Source organism: Virgibacillus sp. CM-4 (assembly GCF_000445495.1).
Lineage (GTDB): Bacteria > Bacillota > Bacilli > Bacillales > Amphibacillaceae > Virgibacillus > Virgibacillus salexigens.
This window is the reverse complement of record NZ_AUQA01000006.1, coordinates 1,077,966-1,097,326: the sequence shown is the minus strand read 5'-3', so window position 1 is coordinate 1,097,326 and position 19,361 is coordinate 1,077,966. Positions and strand designations below refer to the sequence as shown.

Here is a 19,361-nt window from a genome sequence, read left to right as displayed (position 1 = left end):
AATGGTGTGGAAAGAATAATACAGCGATTAAGTAAGATGTTGCATGTTTTTGCTCAGATTATCTTATTATTCATGGCAGTGATGATTACGTTAGATGTGCTTGGGAGATGGCTCTTTAAAACTCCAGTAACGGGCACTGTAGATTTTACAGAGTTAGGTCTATCTGTAGTTATCTTTCTAAGCTTAGCATATACACATGTCAAAGAAGAACATATTACTATTGACTTTGTTGTTGAGCGGTTTTCTCAGCGTATCCAGTGGATAGTTGAATCGATTATTCATTTATTAATCGCTGTTTTAATGGTACTTGTTTCTTGGAGTACTTGTCATTATGCGATACGACTTTTTCATGCTAATACAGTAACGGGGGATTTAAGTATCCCACTTTATCCAATTGCTATATTAGCAGTTATTGGTTCCATTCTCTTTGCATTCATTGCAATCCTGCATTCCATTTACTACTTGCAAAAGGTGGTTCATCAAAATGAGTCCTGAAATGATTGGTTTTATTGGGATTGTACTATTATTGATCTTATTTTTACTAAAAGTTCCAGTTGGTATTTCTTTGTTATTCGTAGGCTTAGTAGGTACAACCTTAATCAGGGGATGGGATGTAGCGTTTGCTCAACTAGGTAGAACTCCTTTTGATACAGCAAGTTCGTATTCATTAAGTGTTATTCCATTATTTATACTAATGGGGATGATTCTGTCGTACACAGGGTTAGGTAAGGACTTATATCGAGCGGTAGATAGCTGGATTGGTCATTTTCGAGGAGGATTGGCGATGGCTACAATTGGTACTGCAGCTATATTTTCTTCTATTTCCGGTTCCCTTAATGCAACAACTGCAACAGTTTCTAAAATAACCTTACCAGAAATGGATAAATATAAATATAAACCAAGCCTTTCCACTGCTTGTGTTGCAGCTGGGGGTACATTAGGTATTTTAATTCCCCCAAGTGTTATCTTAATATTATATGGAATACAAACAAGAGAACCCATTGGGGCATTATTAATTGCGGGTATTATTCCAGGAATTTTTCAAGTTATTATATTTATGATCATTATTGCCATTCTTGTTCGACGGAATCCTAATTTGGCACCAGCTAGAACAGAGCAGGCGACTATTAGTGAGAAGCTACATACATTAAAAAATGTTTGGCCATTTATGGGGTTATTTTTTATAAGTATTGGCGGGATATATTTAGGGGTATTCACTCCAACTGAAGCAGCCGGGGTTGGAGCAGTTGGTGCAATTATTTTTGCACTATTGTCTAGGCGTTTAGACTGGGATAAGTTAAAGCAATCGTTTAATGAATCAGTAAGGTTGACTGCTTATATTTTTCTAATTCTAATCGGTGCTACTCTATTTAGTCAATTTTTAACAATTAGTAGGTTGCCAGTCATGCTTACCAGTTTTGTAGGTGGGCTAGATCTCCATGCATATATCATACTTGTATTTATATTGATTGCTTTATTTTTACTAGGTTGCTTCATTGAAGGTCTTTCCTTAATTGTTTTAACGCTTCCAATAATTTATCCAATCATTATGGAACTTGGTTTTAATGGTGTTTGGTTTGGAATTATTATGGTGATGGCAATTAATATTGGTTCTTTAACACCACCGCTTGGGATTAGCATTTTTGTAATCAAAGGCGTTGCAACAAATATTCCAGTACAAACCATATTCCGGGGAACAGTACCGATGATTATTGGAATGATTATCTGCATTTGTTTATTAATCCTATTTCCACCGTTGGTAACGATCTTACCAAGTTTGATGAAATAATTCCTTATATAATAGGAGCCTTTTTACAGGCTCTTTTTTATATAGCAGAAGATCAATTATTTTAATTGGAAATAACTGTAACCAATTGATAATAGGGAACATTATATTCTAGCAGAATTTTTATGGTAGAGTATATAAATAAAGGAGTCGAGTAGGCAATTGCAGAATTAAAAACGTATCGAGATCGATAAAATAGACGGATCGAACAGAATAGATTAGCAAGTTAAGGGATATAATTAAGCCTTATCATATGATTTATCAAACAGGGATTGTATAATGATAGAAATGAGCAATTGAATGTTATATGTAACATAAGAAAAAGGATGGAATGACTGTGAAAAATAATAAGGAAAGATTATATTTATTGGAGAAGGCATTGAATTATACAGAGGTCGGTTTAATAATTACAGATCCTTCTATTGAAGATAATCCGATTATTATCGCTAATAAAGGTTTTTTAGAGCTAACAGGCTATAATGAAGAAGAAGTGATTGGAAAGAATTGCAGGTTTTTGCAGGGGGAAGAGACCAATAAAAAGCGTGTGAATCAAATTTGCGAAGCTGTCGATGCTAACGAATCGATTTCTGTGCAATTATACAATTATAAAAAAGATGGTACGGGTTTCTGGAACGAATTATCCATTGATCCGATGTGGATAGAAGAAGATCAAAAACTCTATTTTGTTGGAGTGCAAAAAGATGTTACAGATGAAAAACAAAAGGAACGCCTGCTTCAAGAAAGCTTGGTAGAAATTGAAAAGATTTCTACTCCAATTGTTCCAATAAGGGATGATGTTTCTATTTTGCCGCTTATTGGCAATATGAGCGACCATCGATTAGAAGCTTTGATGACTTCATTATCTGCTTATTTGGAGCAATCGAATGAAGAATATTTGATTATGGATTTATCTGGATTGTATGAAGTGGATACGTATACCGTTTCACGCTTTTTAAAAATTCATCAATTTATATCACTTATGGGGAAGCAGCTATTAGTAGCAGGCATTCGCCCAGATATGGCGATAAAAACGGTATCCATTCAAGATACGTTTAAAGATATGAAAACATTCAAAAACGTTAAAATGGCAATTGAACATATTGATCGTGTAAAAGAAAAAGAGGTATAGGTTTTAGCCAATTTATGGTAAACTAATGATAACAAGTAAAAATAAGAATTCTGTAAAATAGCAGGAGAGGTTCGAAATTCCATCCCTCTATAAAAAACTAAGGAGATCAAAACAACACACCTTCTTAGTGTTGTTTTTTTGATGGAAATTTTAGTAACGAACGCTCTTCTTTGTTGTAAAAAGGGAGGAGAAGAGTCGATGAACAACCAAAAAGCAGTCGTTGTATTCAGTGGTGGTCAGGATAGTACTACCTGTTTGTTCTGGGCATTGCGTGAGTTTGAACATGTGGAGGCAGTAACATTTCAATATGGACAACGGCATCTAGAAGAATTACATGTTGCGAAAAACATTTGCGATCAATTAAAAGTAACGCATCATGAACTGGATATGAATCTATTAAATCAGTTAGCTCCAAATGCATTAACTCGTAAAGACATAGCGATTACTGAAGGAGATGATGGCTTGCCATCTACATTTGTCCCCGGAAGAAACCTGCTGTTTCTATCTTTTGCAGCAATATTAGCTAAGCAAATTAATGCAAAGCATGTGGTAACAGGGGTGTGTGAAACAGATTTTAGTGGTTATCCTGACTGCCGAGATATATTTACCAAGTCCTTAAATGTGACATTAAATTTAGCAATGGATGATCAATTCGTTATCCATACTCCGCTTATGTGGCTGGATAAAGCAGGAGTATGGGAATTAAGTGATCAATTAGGAGCTTTTTCGTTTGTGAAAAATAATACATTGACTTGTTATAACGGATTAAGAGGTAGTGGATGTGGGGAGTGTCCTGCTTGTCAATTACGTCAAACTGGTTTAGAAAAGTATGAAGCAAATCGAAAAAAGGTGAGAACGTAATGATCCAACAAATCTATCCTTTCATAAACCATAACTATACATATGAAATCAATAAAGACTTTCATTTTGCTGCGGCCCATTATATTCCCCATCAAGACGCTGGAAAATGTCAATCGATGCATGGGCATACGTATTTTACAAATATTACTATTGTTGGTGAAGAACTCAATCATACAGGGTTTTTAGTAGATTTTAAACAAATAAAAAATCTTATTCATAAACGTTTTGATCATGTTGTCATGAATCAGGATGTTGCTTTTTCCGATCATAATCCCAATGCTTTTCCAACTACTGAGATTGTGGCACGGACGATTTATGAACTTGTGCAGGAATACTTAGATACATTATCCCATTCCCCCCGCTGTATCCAAGTATATATACGAGAAACACCGTCCAGTTATTGTGTATATCGTCCAAAGAAAGGGGATAGGTAAGTGAAAATACCAGTAATTGAAGTTTTTGGGCCGACGATTCAGGGGGAAGGAATGGTTATTGGTAGAAAAACCATGTTTGTCCGAACTGCTGGTTGTGATTATTCCTGCTCATGGTGTGATTCAAAATTTACTTGGGATGGTACAGAAAAACATCACATTCAAATGATGGAAGCAGAAGAGATTATGCAAGATTTAAGGGAAAAAGGTGCTGATCAATTTGGTCATGTGACGATCTCAGGTGGGAATCCTGGATTACTCCCCCAAATCGATCAACTGATTGATATCCTGCATGATCACGATCTGGAGGTAGCGCTCGAAACACAAGGGAGTAGATGGCAGACATGGTTTACAAAGATTGATGATCTAACACTTTCTCCAAAACCTCCAAGTTCAGGGATGAAAACAAATTATCAAACCCTTGATTTTATTATTGATTCATTGAAACAAAAGCAACGTGGAAAATGCAGTTTGAAAGTAGTCATCTTTAATGAAGATGATTTAGGATACGCAGAAAATATCCATCAACGCTATCCAGATGTAAGCTTATATCTTCAGGTGGGAAATGATGAAATTACGATGGATAATGATCAAGCATTGTCGTTATATTTACTGCAAAAATACGAGGAGCTGATTGACCAAGTAATGGTTAGCACTATTCTAAAGGATGTCCGAGTGCTTCCACAGTTACATACATTTCTTTGGGGAAATAAGCGTGGAGTATAGGGATAAATTAATACAAGAAGAGCCCAGACTGTTTCTTTACAGAGCTGGGTTTTTTTAAGTCGTTAACACACGATGATTGTGTTTAGAAGTAGATTATATTATCATTTAATATATTGGTATGTAAAAAGAATTAATTGTGAATAAAATCACTAATGGTAGGAAAGCGATACTTTTAGGAATTCTAACTATGGTAGTAAAGGAGCAGAACATTGAAGATTGGTATAGACAAAATAGGATTTTATGCACCACATTTATTTTTAGATATGAATAAGTTAGCAGTCGCTAGAGATGTTGATCCAGCAAAGTATACGATTGGTATTGGACAAGAGAAAATGGCAATCGCTCCGATTACACAGGATGCAGTCTCACTCGCAGCGAATGCTGCTTTAAATATATTAGACGATAAAGATAAGGAAGACATTGACTTTGTCATTTTTGGTACAGAATCTGGTATTGATTATTCAAAATCAGCTGGGGTATATATCCATGATCTATTAGGGCTGAACCCAAAAGCGAGAACAATTGAGGTGAAGCAAGCATGTTATGGTGCTACTGCTGGAATTCAAATGGCGAAGGGTCATATTGCTTTACATCCAAAAAGCAAAGTGCTTGTTTTAGGTGCGGATATTGCAAGGTATGGATTGAACTCTGGTGGAGAAGCAACGCAAGGAGCAGGTGCAGTTGCAATGGTTATTAGTGCAGACCCACGTATTCTAGCTTTAGAAGATAAAAGTGCTTATTTAACAGCCGATATTATGGACTTCTGGCGCCCTGTCTACTCAGATACAGCAATGGTCGATGGCAAGCTTTCAAATGAAAAGTATATTTCTTTCTTTGAGAGTGTATGGGAAGATTATAAAGTACAATCAGGGTTCGGTTTAGAAGATTTTACAGCTATTTGTTTCCATCTTCCTTATACGAAAATGGGTCAAAAAGCGTTACGTGCGATCTATGAACAAGGAACGGAAGAAGATAAGGAAAGATTAGTGGCCAATTTAGAAGCTAGTAAAACGTACAATAAGCAAGTTGGTAATATTTATACAGGTTCTTTATACTTAAGCCTTCTATCATTACTAGAACAGCAGGAAGAGTTACAGGACGGTGCAAGAATCGGCTTATTTAGTTATGGGTCTGGTGCTGTTGGAGAATTCTTTACAGGAGTACTACAGCCTGGTTATCGTAAGTATTTAAATACTTACGATCATGAAGAATTGCTTGCTTCTCGAACAGAATTATCGGTGGATGCTTATGAAACAGTTTTTGAAGACACCTTGCCAGCAGATGGCTCAACTGTCGAGCTTGAAATTGAAGCAGATCCTGCCAAAATAGCGTTATCAGGAATTAGTGGTCATATGCGACACTATGTTCACAAAGACAAAAAATAAGTATATAAAAACGGATTTCGAAACCGCAAACGAAATCCGTTTTTATTTTACAATTAATTAGTTGCTTCGATTTTAGTGATCTCTTCAGCGATGGCTTCTGTTAATTCCTTGGCTGTTTTAGGAACAAAGGATTTAAGGACAGGATTAATCATTTTAGCCATCAGCCCACCTGCAGTAATGGAAAGATTTCCTGTAATTTTTGTTGTTGATTCAGCTAGTGCCTCTGCTTTAAAATACCCTTCTCCGTCAAAGTTTTCACTCAATCCTTTTAAGTCAAAGGTTACTTTTGTTGGTTTCTGCCATTCCGTAATAATTATTTTCAAGTTCACCGTTTTTTGTATGATTCCAAGGTCGCCTTTGAATTTCCATGTGGATTCTCTGTCATTAAGAATGTCATGTTCAATATATCCTGGAACTAAAGGTGCCCAATGATTCATATCGCTCACGAATTCCCACACGTTTTCAATTGGTACGTCAATTTCTACTTCGTGTATTCCACTTGGCATACCATTCATCTCCTTTTCATCAAATACATTATCTTCGAAAATAGAATAACATGTTTATTCTTTTCCACAAAGCTATTTCAACTAATCATTTTTTAAATAACAATAGAAGAAGGATTTACAGTATAAGAAGAACATTTTATAATTATATTTAATTAAAAATAAATGAATTAAATATATATAAATTAAATATGAGGTGAGCGGTTAAATGAAAAAGACAGCTGGAATACACCATATAACCGCTATCGTTGGTCATCCACAGGAAAATGTCGATTTTTATGCAAGTGTGCTTGGTTTACGATTAGTTAAGAAAACCATTAACTTCGATGATCCTAGTACTTACCATCTCTATTTTGGAAATGAAGGAGGAGAACCAGGTACGATTATTACCTTCTTCCCATGGTCACATGCATTTAAAGGTCGAATTGGCGATGGCCAAGTCGGAACCATTTCCTTTGCTATACCAGTTGGGTCTTTATCATTTTGGAAAGAGCGCTTTTATTAATTGGCTATTGACTTCACTGAAGCGGAACGTTTTGGGGAGACGTATCTTTCGTTCAAAGACCCTCATGGACTACAATTAGAATTAGTAGAGAAAGAAGCGGGAGAGGCCAATCATTGGATGATTGGAGATGTTACATCAGAAGTAGCGATTAAAGGGTTTGCGGGAGCTGTTTTATTATCGGCTAAACCTGCAAGCACAGCTGAGCTGATGGAAGATATTTTGGGTTTTGAAAGAGTAGGAGAAGAAGGTGATTTCGTTCGTTTGACTTCCTATGCTGATATAGGGAATACGATTGATATTAAATTAACCACAAACGGAGGATCGCAAATGGGTGTTGGCACAATACATCATATTGCATTTCGTGCCAAAGATGATAAAGATCAATTAGATTGGCAAGGCTATATTGCTAACCATGGGTATGCAGTTACCCTGTAAAAGATTGAAATTACTTTCAAGCGATCTACTTCAAAGAGCATGGCAATTTACTGTTTGAAATTGCAACAGATCCTCCAGGTTTTGCTCATGATGAGTCGTTTCAGGAGATGGGAAGTAAATTGAAACTACCACAACAATTTGAGATTTATCGTAATCGATTGGAGAATACCTTAATTCCAATCGAAGTAAAAATGAAAAATGAAGATGATGAGGGTTAAGTAGTATTCCATTATGTGATAAACATTTGTTCAAGTTTAATAAGAGAATCCGTTAATTGGTAGAAAGATCCAACGATCAATCGCCTTTACAGCAATACACCTGTAGAAGAAGTGACAGGGTGAATGGATGCTGAATAACCCATGGAATATCAATGGGTTATTCAATAAATATTTTTCCTGGATTAAGGATGTTACTTGGGTCAAGCAATTGTTTTATTTGGTGCATAACTTCTAATGCAGTTCCATGCTCCTTTTGCTGATATTTTCGCTTGCCTATTCCGACGCCATGCTCACCAGTGCATGTTCCACCAACATCAATAGCTAGTGTTGCCAATGCTTCATTTGTTGCCTCGGCTTTTTCGCGTTCTCCAATTACAGCAGGGTCAAATAATACAAGTGTATGGAAATTCCCGTCGCCTACATGCCCCCAAACGCCGCCAGTTAGTCCGCTGTTATCTATTAATTGCCTCGCATAAGTAACTAATTTAGGCAGTTGTGATATCGGTACACAAACATCAGCGCCAACTTCATCTATTCCATCCGTATGCTGAAAAGCGTAAGATAAGTTATAACGTGCCTTCCATAATTCTTCTTGTTCTACTGGATCGGTAGCTACTGTCCAGTGTTTAGCCCCGAGCGTTTTAACTATCTTTGCAGTCAGTTGAACATCAGCTTCTACCCCGTGTACAGATCCAGCAAATTCAAAGAATAAAGAGTGTGCAACAGGAAAGGTGTATACATTTTGTCGATTAACTTCAGCAATACTAGCCGCATCCATCAGTTCCATTCGCTTAATAGGGATTGTTTGTAATAAGATTTCTTTCGCTGCTATGGCACATGTTTCCATGGACGCAAATGTACAACGTGCCATTACTGTATACTCTGGGATTCCGTGTAGTTTAAGTGTAATTTCAGTAATAATTCCTAATGTCCCCTCTGAACCAGCAAAGAGGTTTGTCATTAGGTAGCCAGAAGAGGATTTCTTTGCTTTGGTTCCTGTATGAATAATTCTGCCATCGGCCAGCACGACTTCTAGATCTAATAATTGATCTTTCATAGCACCGTATCTAACAGCGGTTGTACCACTTGCATTAGTTGCAACCATACCACCGATGGTTGCGTTTACCCCAGGATCAACGGGGAATTGTAATCCTTGTTCACGAATGACATCATTTAACTGAAAACGAGTGACACCAGGTTGAACAGTGATCGTCATATCATCTGGCGAGAATTCAATAACCTGATTCATTCGGCTGAAGTTCATGGAGATTCCATTCTCAACAGGTATGGCTTGCCCTTCTAAACCGGAGCCTGTCCCAAATGGAGTGATTGGGATATGATAGTCTCGTGCTACTTCTACGATCAGTTGAACATCTTCAGATGAATTTGGATAACAGACGACTTCAGGCAGTACGGCTGAATGAGGTGATTCATCATAACTGTGACGAATAAGATCATCTGTTTGTTGACTTACCTTCTCTTTTCCTAATTTCTCAATTAATACATTGATATACACATTTATCACCTCAGGCAGTTTTTATATTTTCAAGAAGGCAAGGGAAGAGGAATACATTGTTATCTCCTTAGCATTCTAGGGTTTATATATTAATAAATTAGATGTGCAATGATTACGATAATGGGTAGTGAGATAATAGTACGCTCAAGAAAGATGATAAATAAATGCCAAGCTTTCACTGGAATTTTTGAGATTAATAGCAATGTGCCCATCTCGGTTAAGTAAATAATTTGCACTAACGACAATGCCCCGATAACAAATCGAGTAATTTCCGCTTCAATTCCTGAAGCTAATACAGCTGGTAAAAACATATCAATAAAGCCGATAATAGTCGCTGGTGCTGCATCTGCTGCATTAGGAAGCTGCATTACTTCAAGAAGTGGAATAATTGGCTGCGAAATAATTTCAAAAAATGAAGTAAACTCAGCAATCACTAAAGCAATTGTACCAATTGCCATTACTTGTGGAAGTAACACAAATGCAATCCCTAAGAAAATAGAATTCCCCTGTTTTACCTGTTCTTTAAACGAACCAGCACTTTCTGCACGTTTGACTGCTTGGTGAATTCCCCATTTGAATTTGCTTATGTTGGCTGGCACATCTTCTTGATAGTCATTATTTGTATAATATTGATCTGGTATGTTAGCGATAGGTGGAATTCTTGGAACAATTACAGCACTTACAATTCCAGCCACTACGATGGCTAGATAAAAGAGTGGGAACATATGATCAACCTCTAGCATACCAGCGATCACTAAACAAAAAGGCAAGGACACGGTAGAGAAGCAGGTTGCGATTGCTGCAGCTTCTCTACCAGTGTAGAACCCATTCTGATACTGTTCTCTTGTAATCACTACACCAACATTTACATTTCCAATCCATGAAGATAGGAGATCAATTGCTGAACGCCCTGGTAACGTAAAAAGGGGTTTTATGATGCCGCGTAGTATCGAGCCAAAGAATTCCATAACTCCAAAGTTGATAAGATATGGCATTAAGAACGATGCGACAAAGAACCATACAATTAAACTAGTTAATAATCCAAACATTACTTCACCAGTAAGCTCAGAATAAATGATTTCCATACCAGCTCCAAAGTATGTCATTATTGCAAATATCGTCCCAAGAATTCGTAAAATGGTCCAGAATATGGTTACGTTGAATAAAGACATGAATAGTGCAGACTTTTGAATAAATCTTGGTTTAAAAATGGCTTGTACCACAGTAAATACAGTAGAAATCACCATAATCAAAGTGACAATTGCAGGTAACCAATTGGATAGAATATCAATGATATACTCTGTAATAATACCTAATGGTATATTAAATGTACCCCCATCAAAAATGGGAAATAAAAAGATGAATACTCCAAATAATGAAGGGAGGAGGAACTTTAACAATCCACGTGTATGGACATTTTCTTCTTCCTGGCTTTGTTCATGTTCCTGTAAATGTTCTGGATAGTCACTCATTTTATTTTCCTCCTAAAGGCGGGCAAGGACGTTGTCTAGTACATTTAGTCCTTGGTCTATTTGTTCTTTGGTTATCGTTAATGGTGGAATCATACGAATGACTTCACCTTCGTTTCCGCAAAGGTAGAATAATACGCCTGCTTCTAAACAGCTATTTAATACGTTCATAACAGCTTCACCGTCAGGTTTCCCATTTACTGGATCCCTTAGTTCTATACCGAGCATTAAGCCAATTCCACGCACTTCATGAATCACATCATATCTCTGCTTCATCTCTGTTAATCTGGTTAATGCATAAGAACCCATTTCCGATGCGTTTTCAAGCAAGTTTTCTTCCTTTATTACGCTTAAAGATGCTCTAGCAGCTGCACATGCAATAGGATTTCCGCCAAATGTTGTACCATGAGATCCAAGTGGCCATTGTTCCATAAGTTCTTTAGACGCAACAGTTGCACTAAGTGGTAAACCAGCAGCAATACCTTTTGCGATTGCCATAATATCTGGCGTTACACCAAATGATTGTGCAGCAAACCAATTACCTGTACGTCCAAAGCCTGTTTGTACTTCATCAAAGATGAGTAGGATACCATGCCGATCACATATTTCACGTACTTTCTTTAGCCACGACTTTGGAGGAATGATATAACCGCCTTCCCCCATTACAGGTTCCAAAATCATACATGCAACCTCTTCTGGATCTACTTGATGTTTAAATAGAGACGTAACATCCTTCTCCAGTTTAGCAGCAAAGAAGGTATCAGGATCTTCATCACTCGGACAATCTTCTGGTAAAGCATACGGGAGTTGGTAAGTTAGCCAAGATGGTTGCTGAAATTTCCGATACTTACTCTTCGATGTGGATACACTTAACGACCCGATTGACCTTCCATGAAAGTTTCCAGTAAATGAAATAATGTATGGACGCTTCGTAACATGTTTTGCTAATTTCAATCCACCTTCAATTGCTTCCGTTCCACTATTTGAAAAGAAGAAATTATCTAGATTACCTGGCATTATTTCTTGCAATTCTTCAGCTAGTTTTAATATAGACTCATAGATAATTACCCCTGAAGGTCCATGTACAAGATGGTCAGTACTATCTTTAATGGCTTGTACGACTTTTGGATGACGATGTCCCACATTTTCTACCGCAATACCAGAAGTGAAATCTAAATATTGCTTTCCATCTGTTCCATAATAATAACAGCCCTCCGCCTTGGTAACTGGTAAGTTCGGATGATCTTTAGCCATGCTAGGTGCTAAAAAGTTCCCAATAGAATTTGTAAGTTGTTCCCAATTATTTGTAGGTGTTGTCATTTCCATGCTCCTTTGGTTTATCTTTTTATTATTAATGTATATTTATAAAATTATTTGCATAAAAATTATATACTAAATTTCGTGAATTTAGAAGAGGTAATCGAAATTTCTTATCATCTATGAATAAAGCATTTTTTTCCAAATAAAACAAAGGATTGGTGTACATATAAAAAGGCCGATGAACTTAACAAATTGTTGCTAAGTCATCGAGCGCTCCGTACAAATGGAATAGGTGGTGCAGCTATAACTGTTTTTTTCTCCATAAGAATGTATATAAATCAACAAAAAATGAAAAAAGCAACACTACAGGGCGATAGAATAAACCCTATTACGATAAAAGCTTGATTCGTTTGGATCGGCGGTTTTGGTATCGTGTTGCCCATGAGCATACCCCCTTCACTATTCTAATTAGAAAGTTGACTGTTTTATTTTGCAAATTTATAGCCTTACAATTTATACCTAGTGAACCCCCTTACTATTGTTGAAATAACAGATTATAATAAGGTTGCAAGTTAGATGAAATCATTTAACAGTTAGTTATTGCAATATTTCTTTTCTGGAAAGGAATCTAATGATGGTATTAGATAAAAGACGTGCGCACTTATTATCTTTGTTAATTCAAGAGGAAAATCCTATTCATGCAAACGCATTGTCAGAAATAATAGGGGTTTCATCACGTACAATTTATTATGATCTGCAACAAGTTAATGATTGGTTAGAGAATCAAGAACTGCAACCAATACAATCGATTTATGGAAAGGGTTATTTATTAGTAAGTGATGTGAAGGAGGAACTACAGGGTCAAGGTATTCATATTACGGATGAATACGAATATCAACTGGCGGAGAGTGAACGTCAGTATCTTCTAATGATTAAATTATTGATTGAAAATCAACCATCTACGATGAACCAATTTATCAAGTTGACACAGATGAGTAGAAGTTCCCTGGTTAAAGATTTAAAAACGGTAAGAACGTATATAGATGACTATGAACTTACACTTACTTTTACACGTCCAATAGGCTATCAAGTCAATGGTTTAGAAGAAAATAAACGAAAACTATTATTAAGTATTCTTTCACGTACGATCTTACAATCTAACTCAGTTATACTTCATAAAAAAATCTATCAATTATTATTTGCGAACAGTCAAGATAAAATACGTGACATGCTTTTAACCATTATCCATAAGGCAGAAAGCAAGTTACATCTCACTTTAACGGATGAAATGGTGGAAATGTTAATTGTTCAACTGCTTATTATGATCAAGCGTATAAAGGTTGGTCAAGTCGTCGAAGTAGATAGCCAAGAAAAGGAGGTATTGAAACAATCCACCTATTTTAAAGCATCGCAGTTTATAACCAATACGTTAGCTGAGCAATTCGAAATGCCGGTCCCATTCAATGAAGTTTGTTTTCTAACCATGAATTTATTAGGTTTAAAAGTTCATCATGATGATTTTAGGAACTATACAGAAAGAGAGCTATTCGGTTTACAGCATGTTGTGCATCGAATGGTTTCAGATTTTCAAAAAAATGCTTGTGTTATTTTCAACGACCGAGAAGGTTTAGAAAAAAATCTTATTTCCCATATGAAACCATCCTATTATCGTCTGAAGTATGGGGTGCCATATTCGAATCATTTAACTGAAAATATTCAAAAGAATTATACAGACATCTTTCATTTTACCAAACAAGTCGTCATTCATTTACAATACTATGTTGGTAAACCTATTCCAGATGATGAAGTTGCTTATATTTCTCTACACTTTGGTGGTTGGTTAAAGAAAGAAAAGAAACAAGTAAACATGAATTATAAGGCAATTATTGTATGTGAGAATGGGATTGGGACGTCGAACATGTTAAAGACTCAATTAGAAAGTTTGGTTGCAGGATTAGATGTAGTAGCAATTCAATCCATTCGTGAATTTCATATTAATCACTATAACGTGGATGTCATTTTCTCTACAAATTATTTAAAGGAGAAGGAAATTCCTGTTATTCATGTAGCTGCTATCCTAACCAACTATGAGAAAGAAAGAATTTTGAAGCAAATAAATGACATGTTCCATATCTCTTCTGTGAATAAAAATAATACAGAACATTTAATGGAAGTAATTGAAGAATTTGCTGTCATACAGGATCCGATAGGTTTGAAAACAGCATTAGCAAACCTTATTGAAAATCGAAAGCAATTAGTAAAGGAGATAAGGAAACCAATGCTAAATGAGTTGTTAACAGCAAATACCATACAATTCCGAGATCGAGTGTCTAATTGGCGAGAAGCTATTACAGTTGCGGCAGAGCCTTTATTACACCAAAAGTCGATTCGCTCTGAATATATACAAGCGATGATCGATAATGTGAACGAACTGGGACCCTATATTGTAATGGCACCTAATATTGCATTGCCACATGCAAGGCCAGAAGCTGGGGTAGAACGCTTAGGGATGAGTTTTCTTAGATTAAAAGAACCTGTTTACTTTTCAGATGAAGAAAAACATCGTGCCCAACTTATTATTGTATTAGCTGCAATTGATAATGAAACCCATTTAACAGCTTTATCACAATTAACGGAACTGTTATCGGAGGAAGAAAAAGTAACGCATTTAATAAAAGCTGAAAGTATAGAAGATGTACAACATATGATGAAACAAGTTATTAAGGAATAGGGGGATAAAAAATGAAAAAAGTATTAGTTGTCTGTGGAAATGGGTTAGGAAGCAGTATGATCGTCGAAATGAATGTAAATGCTATTTTAAAAGATATGGGAAAGGATGCAAATGTTTCTCATACTGACTTAGCTACAGCAAAAACAGAGCAAGCAGATATATTTTTAGGTTCTGAAGATATTGTTGATAGTTTAGATGACGGTCATAAAAACGTAATAAAGTTAAAAAATCTTATGGATAAAGGCGAGCTTCGTGAGGCATTGGAAAAACATTTTTAAAATTTAACGTGAATGAGAAGGGGAGTAATTCAATGGTAGACTTACTTATGAATGATGTGCTAGGTACTCCTGCGATTCTTGTTGGACTGTTCGCTTTAATTGGCTTACTTGCACAAAGAAAGAATATTGCTGACGTTGTTTCTGGAACATTAAAAACAATAATGGGATTCGTTATTTTAGATGCAGGTGCAAACGTGATTGTGTTGTCCTTGGGACAGTTTTCAAATATGTTTAATGAAGCTTTTTCCGTAGATGGCGTTATTCCGAATAATGAAGCTATTGTAGCAGTGGCCCAGCAAAGCTTTGGTACAGAAACCGCGATGATTATGCTTTTTGGTATGGTTGTAAATATCATACTTGCAAGAGTAACACCCTATAAATATATTTTCTTAACAGGTCACCATACGATGTTTATGGCTTGTATGATTGGTGTCATCCTAACAACAGGCGGGATTACGGGTATAACATTAATTGTTGTTGGTTCCATAATCTTAGGGTCTTTAATGGTACTTTCACCAGCAATGCTGCAACCATTTACTAGAAAAATTACTGGTTCAGATGACTTCGCAATAGGACACTTCGGATCCTTTGGGTATTTTATTTCTGCGTTAATTGGAAGGTTCGTCGGAAAAAATTCAGCGTCTACAGAAGAATTAAAGGTTCCGAAGTCACTAGGGTTTTTACGTGATACATCTGTATCTGTCTCATTAACCATGGTTATCTTATTCTTTGTTGTGGCACTGTTTGCAGGTCCAGCTTTTATTGAATCCGAATTAAGCGAAGGTCAACATTTCTTAGTATTTGCATTTTTGCAAGGCTTAACGTTCGCTGCAGGTGTTTATATTATTCTAGCTGGTGTACGTATGCTCTTAGGAGAAATTGTACCAGCTTTTAAAGGTGTTGCTGATAAATTTGTTCCCCATGCAAAACCTGCACTAGATGCACCAGCAATATTTCCATTCGCTGGTAATGCTGTAATTATAGGTTTCTTGTTTAGCTTTATGGCTGGATTAATAAGTATGTTCTTGTTACCTGTATTTGGTTTAAAAGTAATTGTACCTGGATTAGTCCCGCACTTTTTTACGGGAGCTGCAGCAGGTGTATTCGGTAACGCAACGGGCGGACGAAGAGGGGCAATTATTGGTTCCATGTCAAATGGTCTTATTATAAGCTTCTTGCCAGCATTGCTTTTACCTGTATTAGGAACAATTGGTTTTGAAGGTACGACTTTCGGAGATGCTGATTTTGGAGTGGTAGGAATTGTGTTAGGAAACTTGATTAATGTTATTCCATCAACTGTATTATTTATTATCATTACTTTTGTAATTCTAATCATCCTTTATATGATTGGATGGAAAGCAATGAAGAAAGTGGAGAAGGAAGACGCAGCATAGTTTATTGTAAACAGGTATTCTACAAAAGAGTACCTGTTTTATAATAGAGCAGGTGCTTAAGATAAATTAATTTGACAATGAAGTGAAACAGACATAGACTTAAGACCTATACGTACAAAATAATCAGAAAAGTAACAAGGGGTTTCGTTATGCTTCGTAAAGTAAAAAAATTATTACCAGTGTTATTTGATTCAAAACCAATGAAAATAATTGGTGATATCTCCCTAATTTTACTGGTTTTCGTTTTGTTTATTGGACTAATTATATTTGTCTATTTACTGGTATCAAGCCTATTATATAATGGGGCCGTGTAGCCTGGATTATTGAAATGGAATTCCTGTTATTATTTTAGTCTAATAAATGCTAGTGAAAATATAAATAAAAATACTAAACCAGCACCTATTAAAATACTGATAATATCCATAAGAAAAAACTCCCAGTTTTAGTATTGAATAGCGAAGAGGAAAGTTGCTATAAATGCATCGTATAAGAATGGTGCGATAATTGCAATACGTATTATAATTTCTAGTGTATAGCTTGGGGATAAACCAAGCTTTTTTTACTTTAGGAAATGATTACTTTTATGCTGGAGGTTACCTAACCAATTAATCTAACTGTCTGCAATGATCCGTCCATGACACGCGAACACAGACATGGTTATATGGCACTGATGCCTTTGTTCTGTAATGGTATGCTATTTGTTTATAAAAGGTCTGTTACTACTCCCCCTATCATAATGTATTAATAAAGCGGAAAAAAGATGCTTTAGAAAATCTGGTCAAAAAATGATTCATTTCATTTAGGTACCAGTCTCGTTGGAGGTAGTAAACATGGAATTTATTGAGGCCATTCTAAAAATTTTGTTAGTTAACCTTATATTAAGTGGAGATAACGCTGTTGTAATAGCTATGGCAAGTAGGAAACTACCCAATTATTTGAAAAGACAAGCAGTTGTTTGGGGGACGATCGGAGCTATTACGTTTCGGATTATTTTCGTATTTCTAGTGATCTACCTCCTGAAATTGCCTTTCATCCACTTCATCGGAGGCATCCTCTTGCTTATAGTTGCTTATAAATTATTGGTGGACAAGCAAGAAGAACAGCAGATAAAAGGTGGCAGTTCACTTAAAGAAGCAATCGTTATTATCATTTTTGCTGACTTAATTATGAGCTTAGACAATGTATTAGCAATTGTTGCAGTTTCGAATGGAGATATATTATTGATTATGATCGGAATTATAGTAAGTATCCCCATTATTATTCTGGCAAGTCAATATATAATGGAATTAATGGAGGATTATGCTTCCATTGTCTATGTTGGAGCTTCAATTCTAGCGTGGACAGCAACAGAAATGCTGCTCAAAGAACAATTGATGGTTGATCTTCTTATTTTTATGCATATCACAGATACCGTTTTATATACCGTAATTATCTTATTTATACTAGTATTCGGCGGATATAAACGAAAAAAATATAACGCCTAATCAGAACGAATTCTCTTTTAACCACGATTAGAAATATATGATAATATGAACGTATTGTATTTTCAGTATTTGTGATAAAAGGGGAGAAGATGAATGTTTGACTTGGCGGTTATGGAATGGCTGATTGTGATCTTATGTGCATTATTTATTGGTTTTTCTAAATCTGGTTTGCCAAACCTCGTCATATTGGTTATAACCATGATTATGTTTGTCTTCCCAGCAAGAGATTCGGTAGGCATCTTATTGCCGATGTTGTTAATTGGAGACTTGTTTGCAGTTACATACTATCGAAGAAATGTTGTTTGGAAGCATCTGAAGGATTTGATACCTTGGGTTCTAATTGGTATTGTAGCAGGGTATTTTGTTTTAGAATATGTGAACGATCAACAATTAAAACCAATTATCGGTATTATTGTGTTAATAATGATCGCATTAAATTTCATTCGCGAACGATTAGGTACGAAATTTAATCAAATGCTTCCTGCTTCCAAAAGTTTTACATTGTTAATGGGAATCCTTGGGGGATTTACGACAATGGTGGGGAATGCTGCCGGGGCAATTATGACGATTTACTTATTGGTTAAAGGCTTACCGAAGAAAGAATTCGTTGGAACAAGTGCATGGTTTTTCTTATTGGTAAACGTGATCAAAGTGCCTTTTTATATTCATTTGGGATTAATTACAACGGATTCTGTCATCGTTAATATAACAATGGCACCGGTCATTATACTCGGAGCATGGATCGGTGTTAAAGTATTACCGTTAATTCCGCAAAGAGTGTTTACTATTCTTATTCTATTATTAGCTGCTTTAGGTGGAATTAATTTACTCTTGAATTAACGAGGAGGGAAGAAAATGACATCCTTTCCGGCAATAAAGGCAGCTAAGCAATTTATTAGAAACGAATTTTCAACTTGTGATGCAGCTCTCTTAGCTGGGAGTACAGCAAGAGGTGAGGGAACAGAGACTTCTGTTTTAGATCTTGTGGTTTTTGATAGAACTGTTCGGTTAGCGTATAGAGAATCGGTGAAAGCTATCAATTGGCCAATTGAAGTATTTGTACATAATTTATGTTCTTATAAAAACTTTTTTAAAAAAGATTGTGATCGTGCGAAGCCATCACTACTTCGAATGGTGGTTGAAGGCATCGCGCTTCAAGATAATGGGATCATTCATTCAATAAGAAGGAAGCGGCTATCCTTTTAAATCATGGTCCACTAATCTGGTTAACAAGTAAGATCAACCACCAA

At 36.0% G+C, this 19,361-nt stretch carries 18 protein-coding genes, 1 pseudogene and 1 riboswitch; of the genes and pseudogenes, 15 read left to right on the top strand and 4 right to left on the bottom strand.

Features of this window, described 5'->3' with window-relative positions; translation table 11 throughout:
• The first annotated feature begins 6 nt into the window (after positions 1-6).
• The 7 genes from M948_RS38755 (at position 7) to M948_RS38725 (ending at position 6,318) form a co-directional block, all read left to right on the top strand.
• Entirely contained in the window at positions 7-495 is a 489-nt protein-coding gene (locus M948_RS38755; protein ID WP_021291948.1) for a TRAP transporter small permease, read from the top strand.
• Positions 485-1,789, top strand: a complete 1,305-nt coding sequence (locus M948_RS38750; RefSeq protein ID WP_021291947.1) for a TRAP transporter large permease — start codon at positions 485-487, stop codon at positions 1,787-1,789. The genes M948_RS38755 and M948_RS38750 overlap by 11 nt, the downstream gene beginning before the upstream one ends.
• A 334-nt stretch (positions 1,790-2,123) precedes the next feature.
• Positions 2,124-2,915 (top strand): STAS domain-containing protein, encoded by a 792-nt coding sequence (locus tag M948_RS38745; RefSeq protein ID WP_021291946.1) that lies wholly within the window; start codon positions 2,124-2,126, stop codon positions 2,913-2,915.
• Positions 2,916-2,975: 60 nt separating this feature from the next.
• Positions 2,976-3,022, top strand: a riboswitch (PreQ1 riboswitch).
• Between the two features lie 91 nt (positions 3,023-3,113).
• Positions 3,114-3,776 carry a 7-cyano-7-deazaguanine synthase QueC gene (queC, locus tag M948_RS38740; RefSeq protein WP_021291945.1) on the top strand — a complete coding sequence of 221 codons (663 nt, stop codon included), beginning with the start codon at positions 3,114-3,116 and terminating at the stop codon, positions 3,774-3,776.
• Entirely contained in the window at positions 3,776-4,210 is a 435-nt protein-coding gene (gene queD / locus M948_RS38735) for a 6-carboxytetrahydropterin synthase QueD (RefSeq protein WP_021291944.1), read from the top strand. The genes queC and queD overlap by 1 nt, the downstream gene beginning before the upstream one ends.
• Positions 4,211-4,933 (top strand): 7-carboxy-7-deazaguanine synthase QueE, encoded by a 723-nt coding sequence (queE, locus tag M948_RS38730; protein WP_021291943.1) that lies wholly within the window; start codon positions 4,211-4,213, stop codon positions 4,931-4,933.
• A gap of 209 nt (positions 4,934-5,142) precedes the next feature.
• On the top strand, positions 5,143-6,318 hold the full coding sequence (locus tag M948_RS38725) for a hydroxymethylglutaryl-CoA synthase (protein ID WP_021291942.1): 1,176 nt from the start codon (positions 5,143-5,145) through the stop codon (positions 6,316-6,318).
• A gap of 53 nt (positions 6,319-6,371) precedes the next feature.
• Here the strand turns inward: M948_RS38725 and M948_RS38720 are convergent, their stop codons facing one another.
• Positions 6,372-6,824 carry a CoxG family protein gene (locus M948_RS38720; protein WP_021291941.1) on the bottom strand — a complete coding sequence of 151 codons (453 nt, stop codon included), beginning with the start codon at positions 6,822-6,824 and terminating at the stop codon, positions 6,372-6,374.
• A gap of 205 nt (positions 6,825-7,029) precedes the next feature.
• Between M948_RS38720 and M948_RS38715 the strand changes: the two are divergent.
• Positions 7,030-7,979: pseudogene (locus M948_RS38715) on the top strand (ring-cleaving dioxygenase).
• A 157-nt stretch (positions 7,980-8,136) separates the two neighbouring features.
• Here the strand turns inward: M948_RS38715 and M948_RS38710 are convergent.
• From M948_RS38710 to M948_RS38700, 3 genes are all read right to left on the bottom strand, one after another.
• Entirely contained in the window at positions 8,137-9,495 is a 1,359-nt protein-coding gene (locus tag M948_RS38710) for an FAD-binding oxidoreductase (protein ID WP_021291937.1), read from the bottom strand.
• An 89-nt stretch (positions 9,496-9,584) separates the two neighbouring features.
• On the bottom strand, positions 9,585-10,967 hold the full coding sequence (locus tag M948_RS38705) for a YjiH family protein (protein WP_021291936.1): 1,383 nt from the start codon (positions 10,965-10,967) through the stop codon (positions 9,585-9,587).
• A gap of 12 nt (positions 10,968-10,979) precedes the next feature.
• Complete coding sequence (locus M948_RS38700) at positions 10,980-12,284, bottom strand: aspartate aminotransferase family protein (protein WP_021291935.1); 1,305 nt, start codon at positions 12,282-12,284, stop codon at positions 10,980-10,982.
• A gap of 571 nt (positions 12,285-12,855) precedes the next feature.
• Here M948_RS38700 and M948_RS38695 point away from each other — a divergent pair.
• The 7 genes from M948_RS38695 (at position 12,856) to M948_RS44050 (ending at position 19,317) form a co-directional block, all read left to right on the top strand.
• Positions 12,856-14,955, top strand: a complete 2,100-nt coding sequence (locus tag M948_RS38695) for a BglG family transcription antiterminator (protein ID WP_081674793.1) — start codon at positions 12,856-12,858, stop codon at positions 14,953-14,955.
• An 11-nt stretch (positions 14,956-14,966) separates the two neighbouring features.
• The gene (locus tag M948_RS38690) at positions 14,967-15,233 is read left to right on the top strand and encodes a PTS sugar transporter subunit IIB (protein WP_021291932.1); all 267 of its coding nucleotides are present in this window, start codon (positions 14,967-14,969) and stop codon (positions 15,231-15,233) included.
• Between the two features lie 32 nt (positions 15,234-15,265).
• Positions 15,266-16,627, top strand: coding sequence for a PTS ascorbate transporter subunit IIC (locus M948_RS38685; protein ID WP_021291931.1), 1,362 nt, complete (start codon positions 15,266-15,268; stop codon positions 16,625-16,627).
• 149 nt (positions 16,628-16,776) lie between these two features.
• Complete coding sequence (locus M948_RS43275; RefSeq protein WP_021291930.1) at positions 16,777-16,941, top strand: hypothetical protein; 165 nt, start codon at positions 16,777-16,779, stop codon at positions 16,939-16,941.
• Positions 16,942-17,457: 516 nt separating this feature from the next.
• Positions 17,458-18,111 carry a YjbE family putative metal transport protein gene (locus tag M948_RS38680; protein WP_021291929.1) on the top strand — a complete coding sequence of 218 codons (654 nt, stop codon included), beginning with the start codon at positions 17,458-17,460 and terminating at the stop codon, positions 18,109-18,111.
• A 93-nt stretch (positions 18,112-18,204) separates the two neighbouring features.
• The gene (locus M948_RS38675; RefSeq protein WP_021291928.1) at positions 18,205-18,951 is read left to right on the top strand and encodes a sulfite exporter TauE/SafE family protein; all 747 of its coding nucleotides are present in this window, start codon (positions 18,205-18,207) and stop codon (positions 18,949-18,951) included.
• Positions 18,952-18,966: 15 nt separating this feature from the next.
• Positions 18,967-19,317 carry a nucleotidyltransferase domain-containing protein gene (locus M948_RS44050; RefSeq protein ID WP_021291927.1) on the top strand — a complete coding sequence of 117 codons (351 nt, stop codon included), beginning with the start codon at positions 18,967-18,969 and terminating at the stop codon, positions 19,315-19,317.
• The last annotated feature ends 44 nt before the right edge of the window (positions 19,318-19,361 follow it).

What these genes read in the sequence shown, in the direction of transcription:
- M948_RS38750 (WP_021291947.1), top strand. Translation starts at nt 485, where the DNA reads ATGAGTCCTGAAATGATTGGTTTTATTGGGATTGTACTATTATTGATC.
- queC (WP_021291945.1), top strand. Translation starts at nt 3,114, where the DNA reads ATGAACAACCAAAAAGCAGTCGTTGTATTCAGTGGTGGTCAGGATAGT.
- queD (WP_021291944.1), top strand. Translation starts at nt 3,776, where the DNA reads ATGATCCAACAAATCTATCCTTTCATAAACCATAACTATACATATGAA.
- M948_RS38720 (WP_021291941.1), bottom strand. Translation starts at nt 6,824, where the DNA reads ATGCCAAGTGGAATACACGAAGTAGAAATTGACGTACCAATTGAAAAC.
- M948_RS38705 (WP_021291936.1), bottom strand. Translation starts at nt 10,967, where the DNA reads ATGAGTGACTATCCAGAACATTTACAGGAACATGAACAAAGCCAGGAA.
- M948_RS38700 (WP_021291935.1), bottom strand. Translation starts at nt 12,284, where the DNA reads ATGACAACACCTACAAATAATTGGGAACAACTTACAAATTCTATTGGG.
- M948_RS38695 (WP_081674793.1), top strand. Translation starts at nt 12,856, where the DNA reads ATGATGGTATTAGATAAAAGACGTGCGCACTTATTATCTTTGTTAATT.
- M948_RS38690 (WP_021291932.1), top strand. Translation starts at nt 14,967, where the DNA reads ATGAAAAAAGTATTAGTTGTCTGTGGAAATGGGTTAGGAAGCAGTATG.
- M948_RS38685 (WP_021291931.1), top strand. Translation starts at nt 15,266, where the DNA reads ATGGTAGACTTACTTATGAATGATGTGCTAGGTACTCCTGCGATTCTT.
- M948_RS43275 (WP_021291930.1), top strand. Translation starts at nt 16,777, where the DNA reads ATGCTTCGTAAAGTAAAAAAATTATTACCAGTGTTATTTGATTCAAAA.
- M948_RS38680 (WP_021291929.1), top strand. Translation starts at nt 17,458, where the DNA reads ATGGAATTTATTGAGGCCATTCTAAAAATTTTGTTAGTTAACCTTATA.
- M948_RS38675 (WP_021291928.1), top strand. Translation starts at nt 18,205, where the DNA reads ATGTTTGACTTGGCGGTTATGGAATGGCTGATTGTGATCTTATGTGCA.
- M948_RS44050 (WP_021291927.1), top strand. Translation starts at nt 18,967, where the DNA reads ATGACATCCTTTCCGGCAATAAAGGCAGCTAAGCAATTTATTAGAAAC.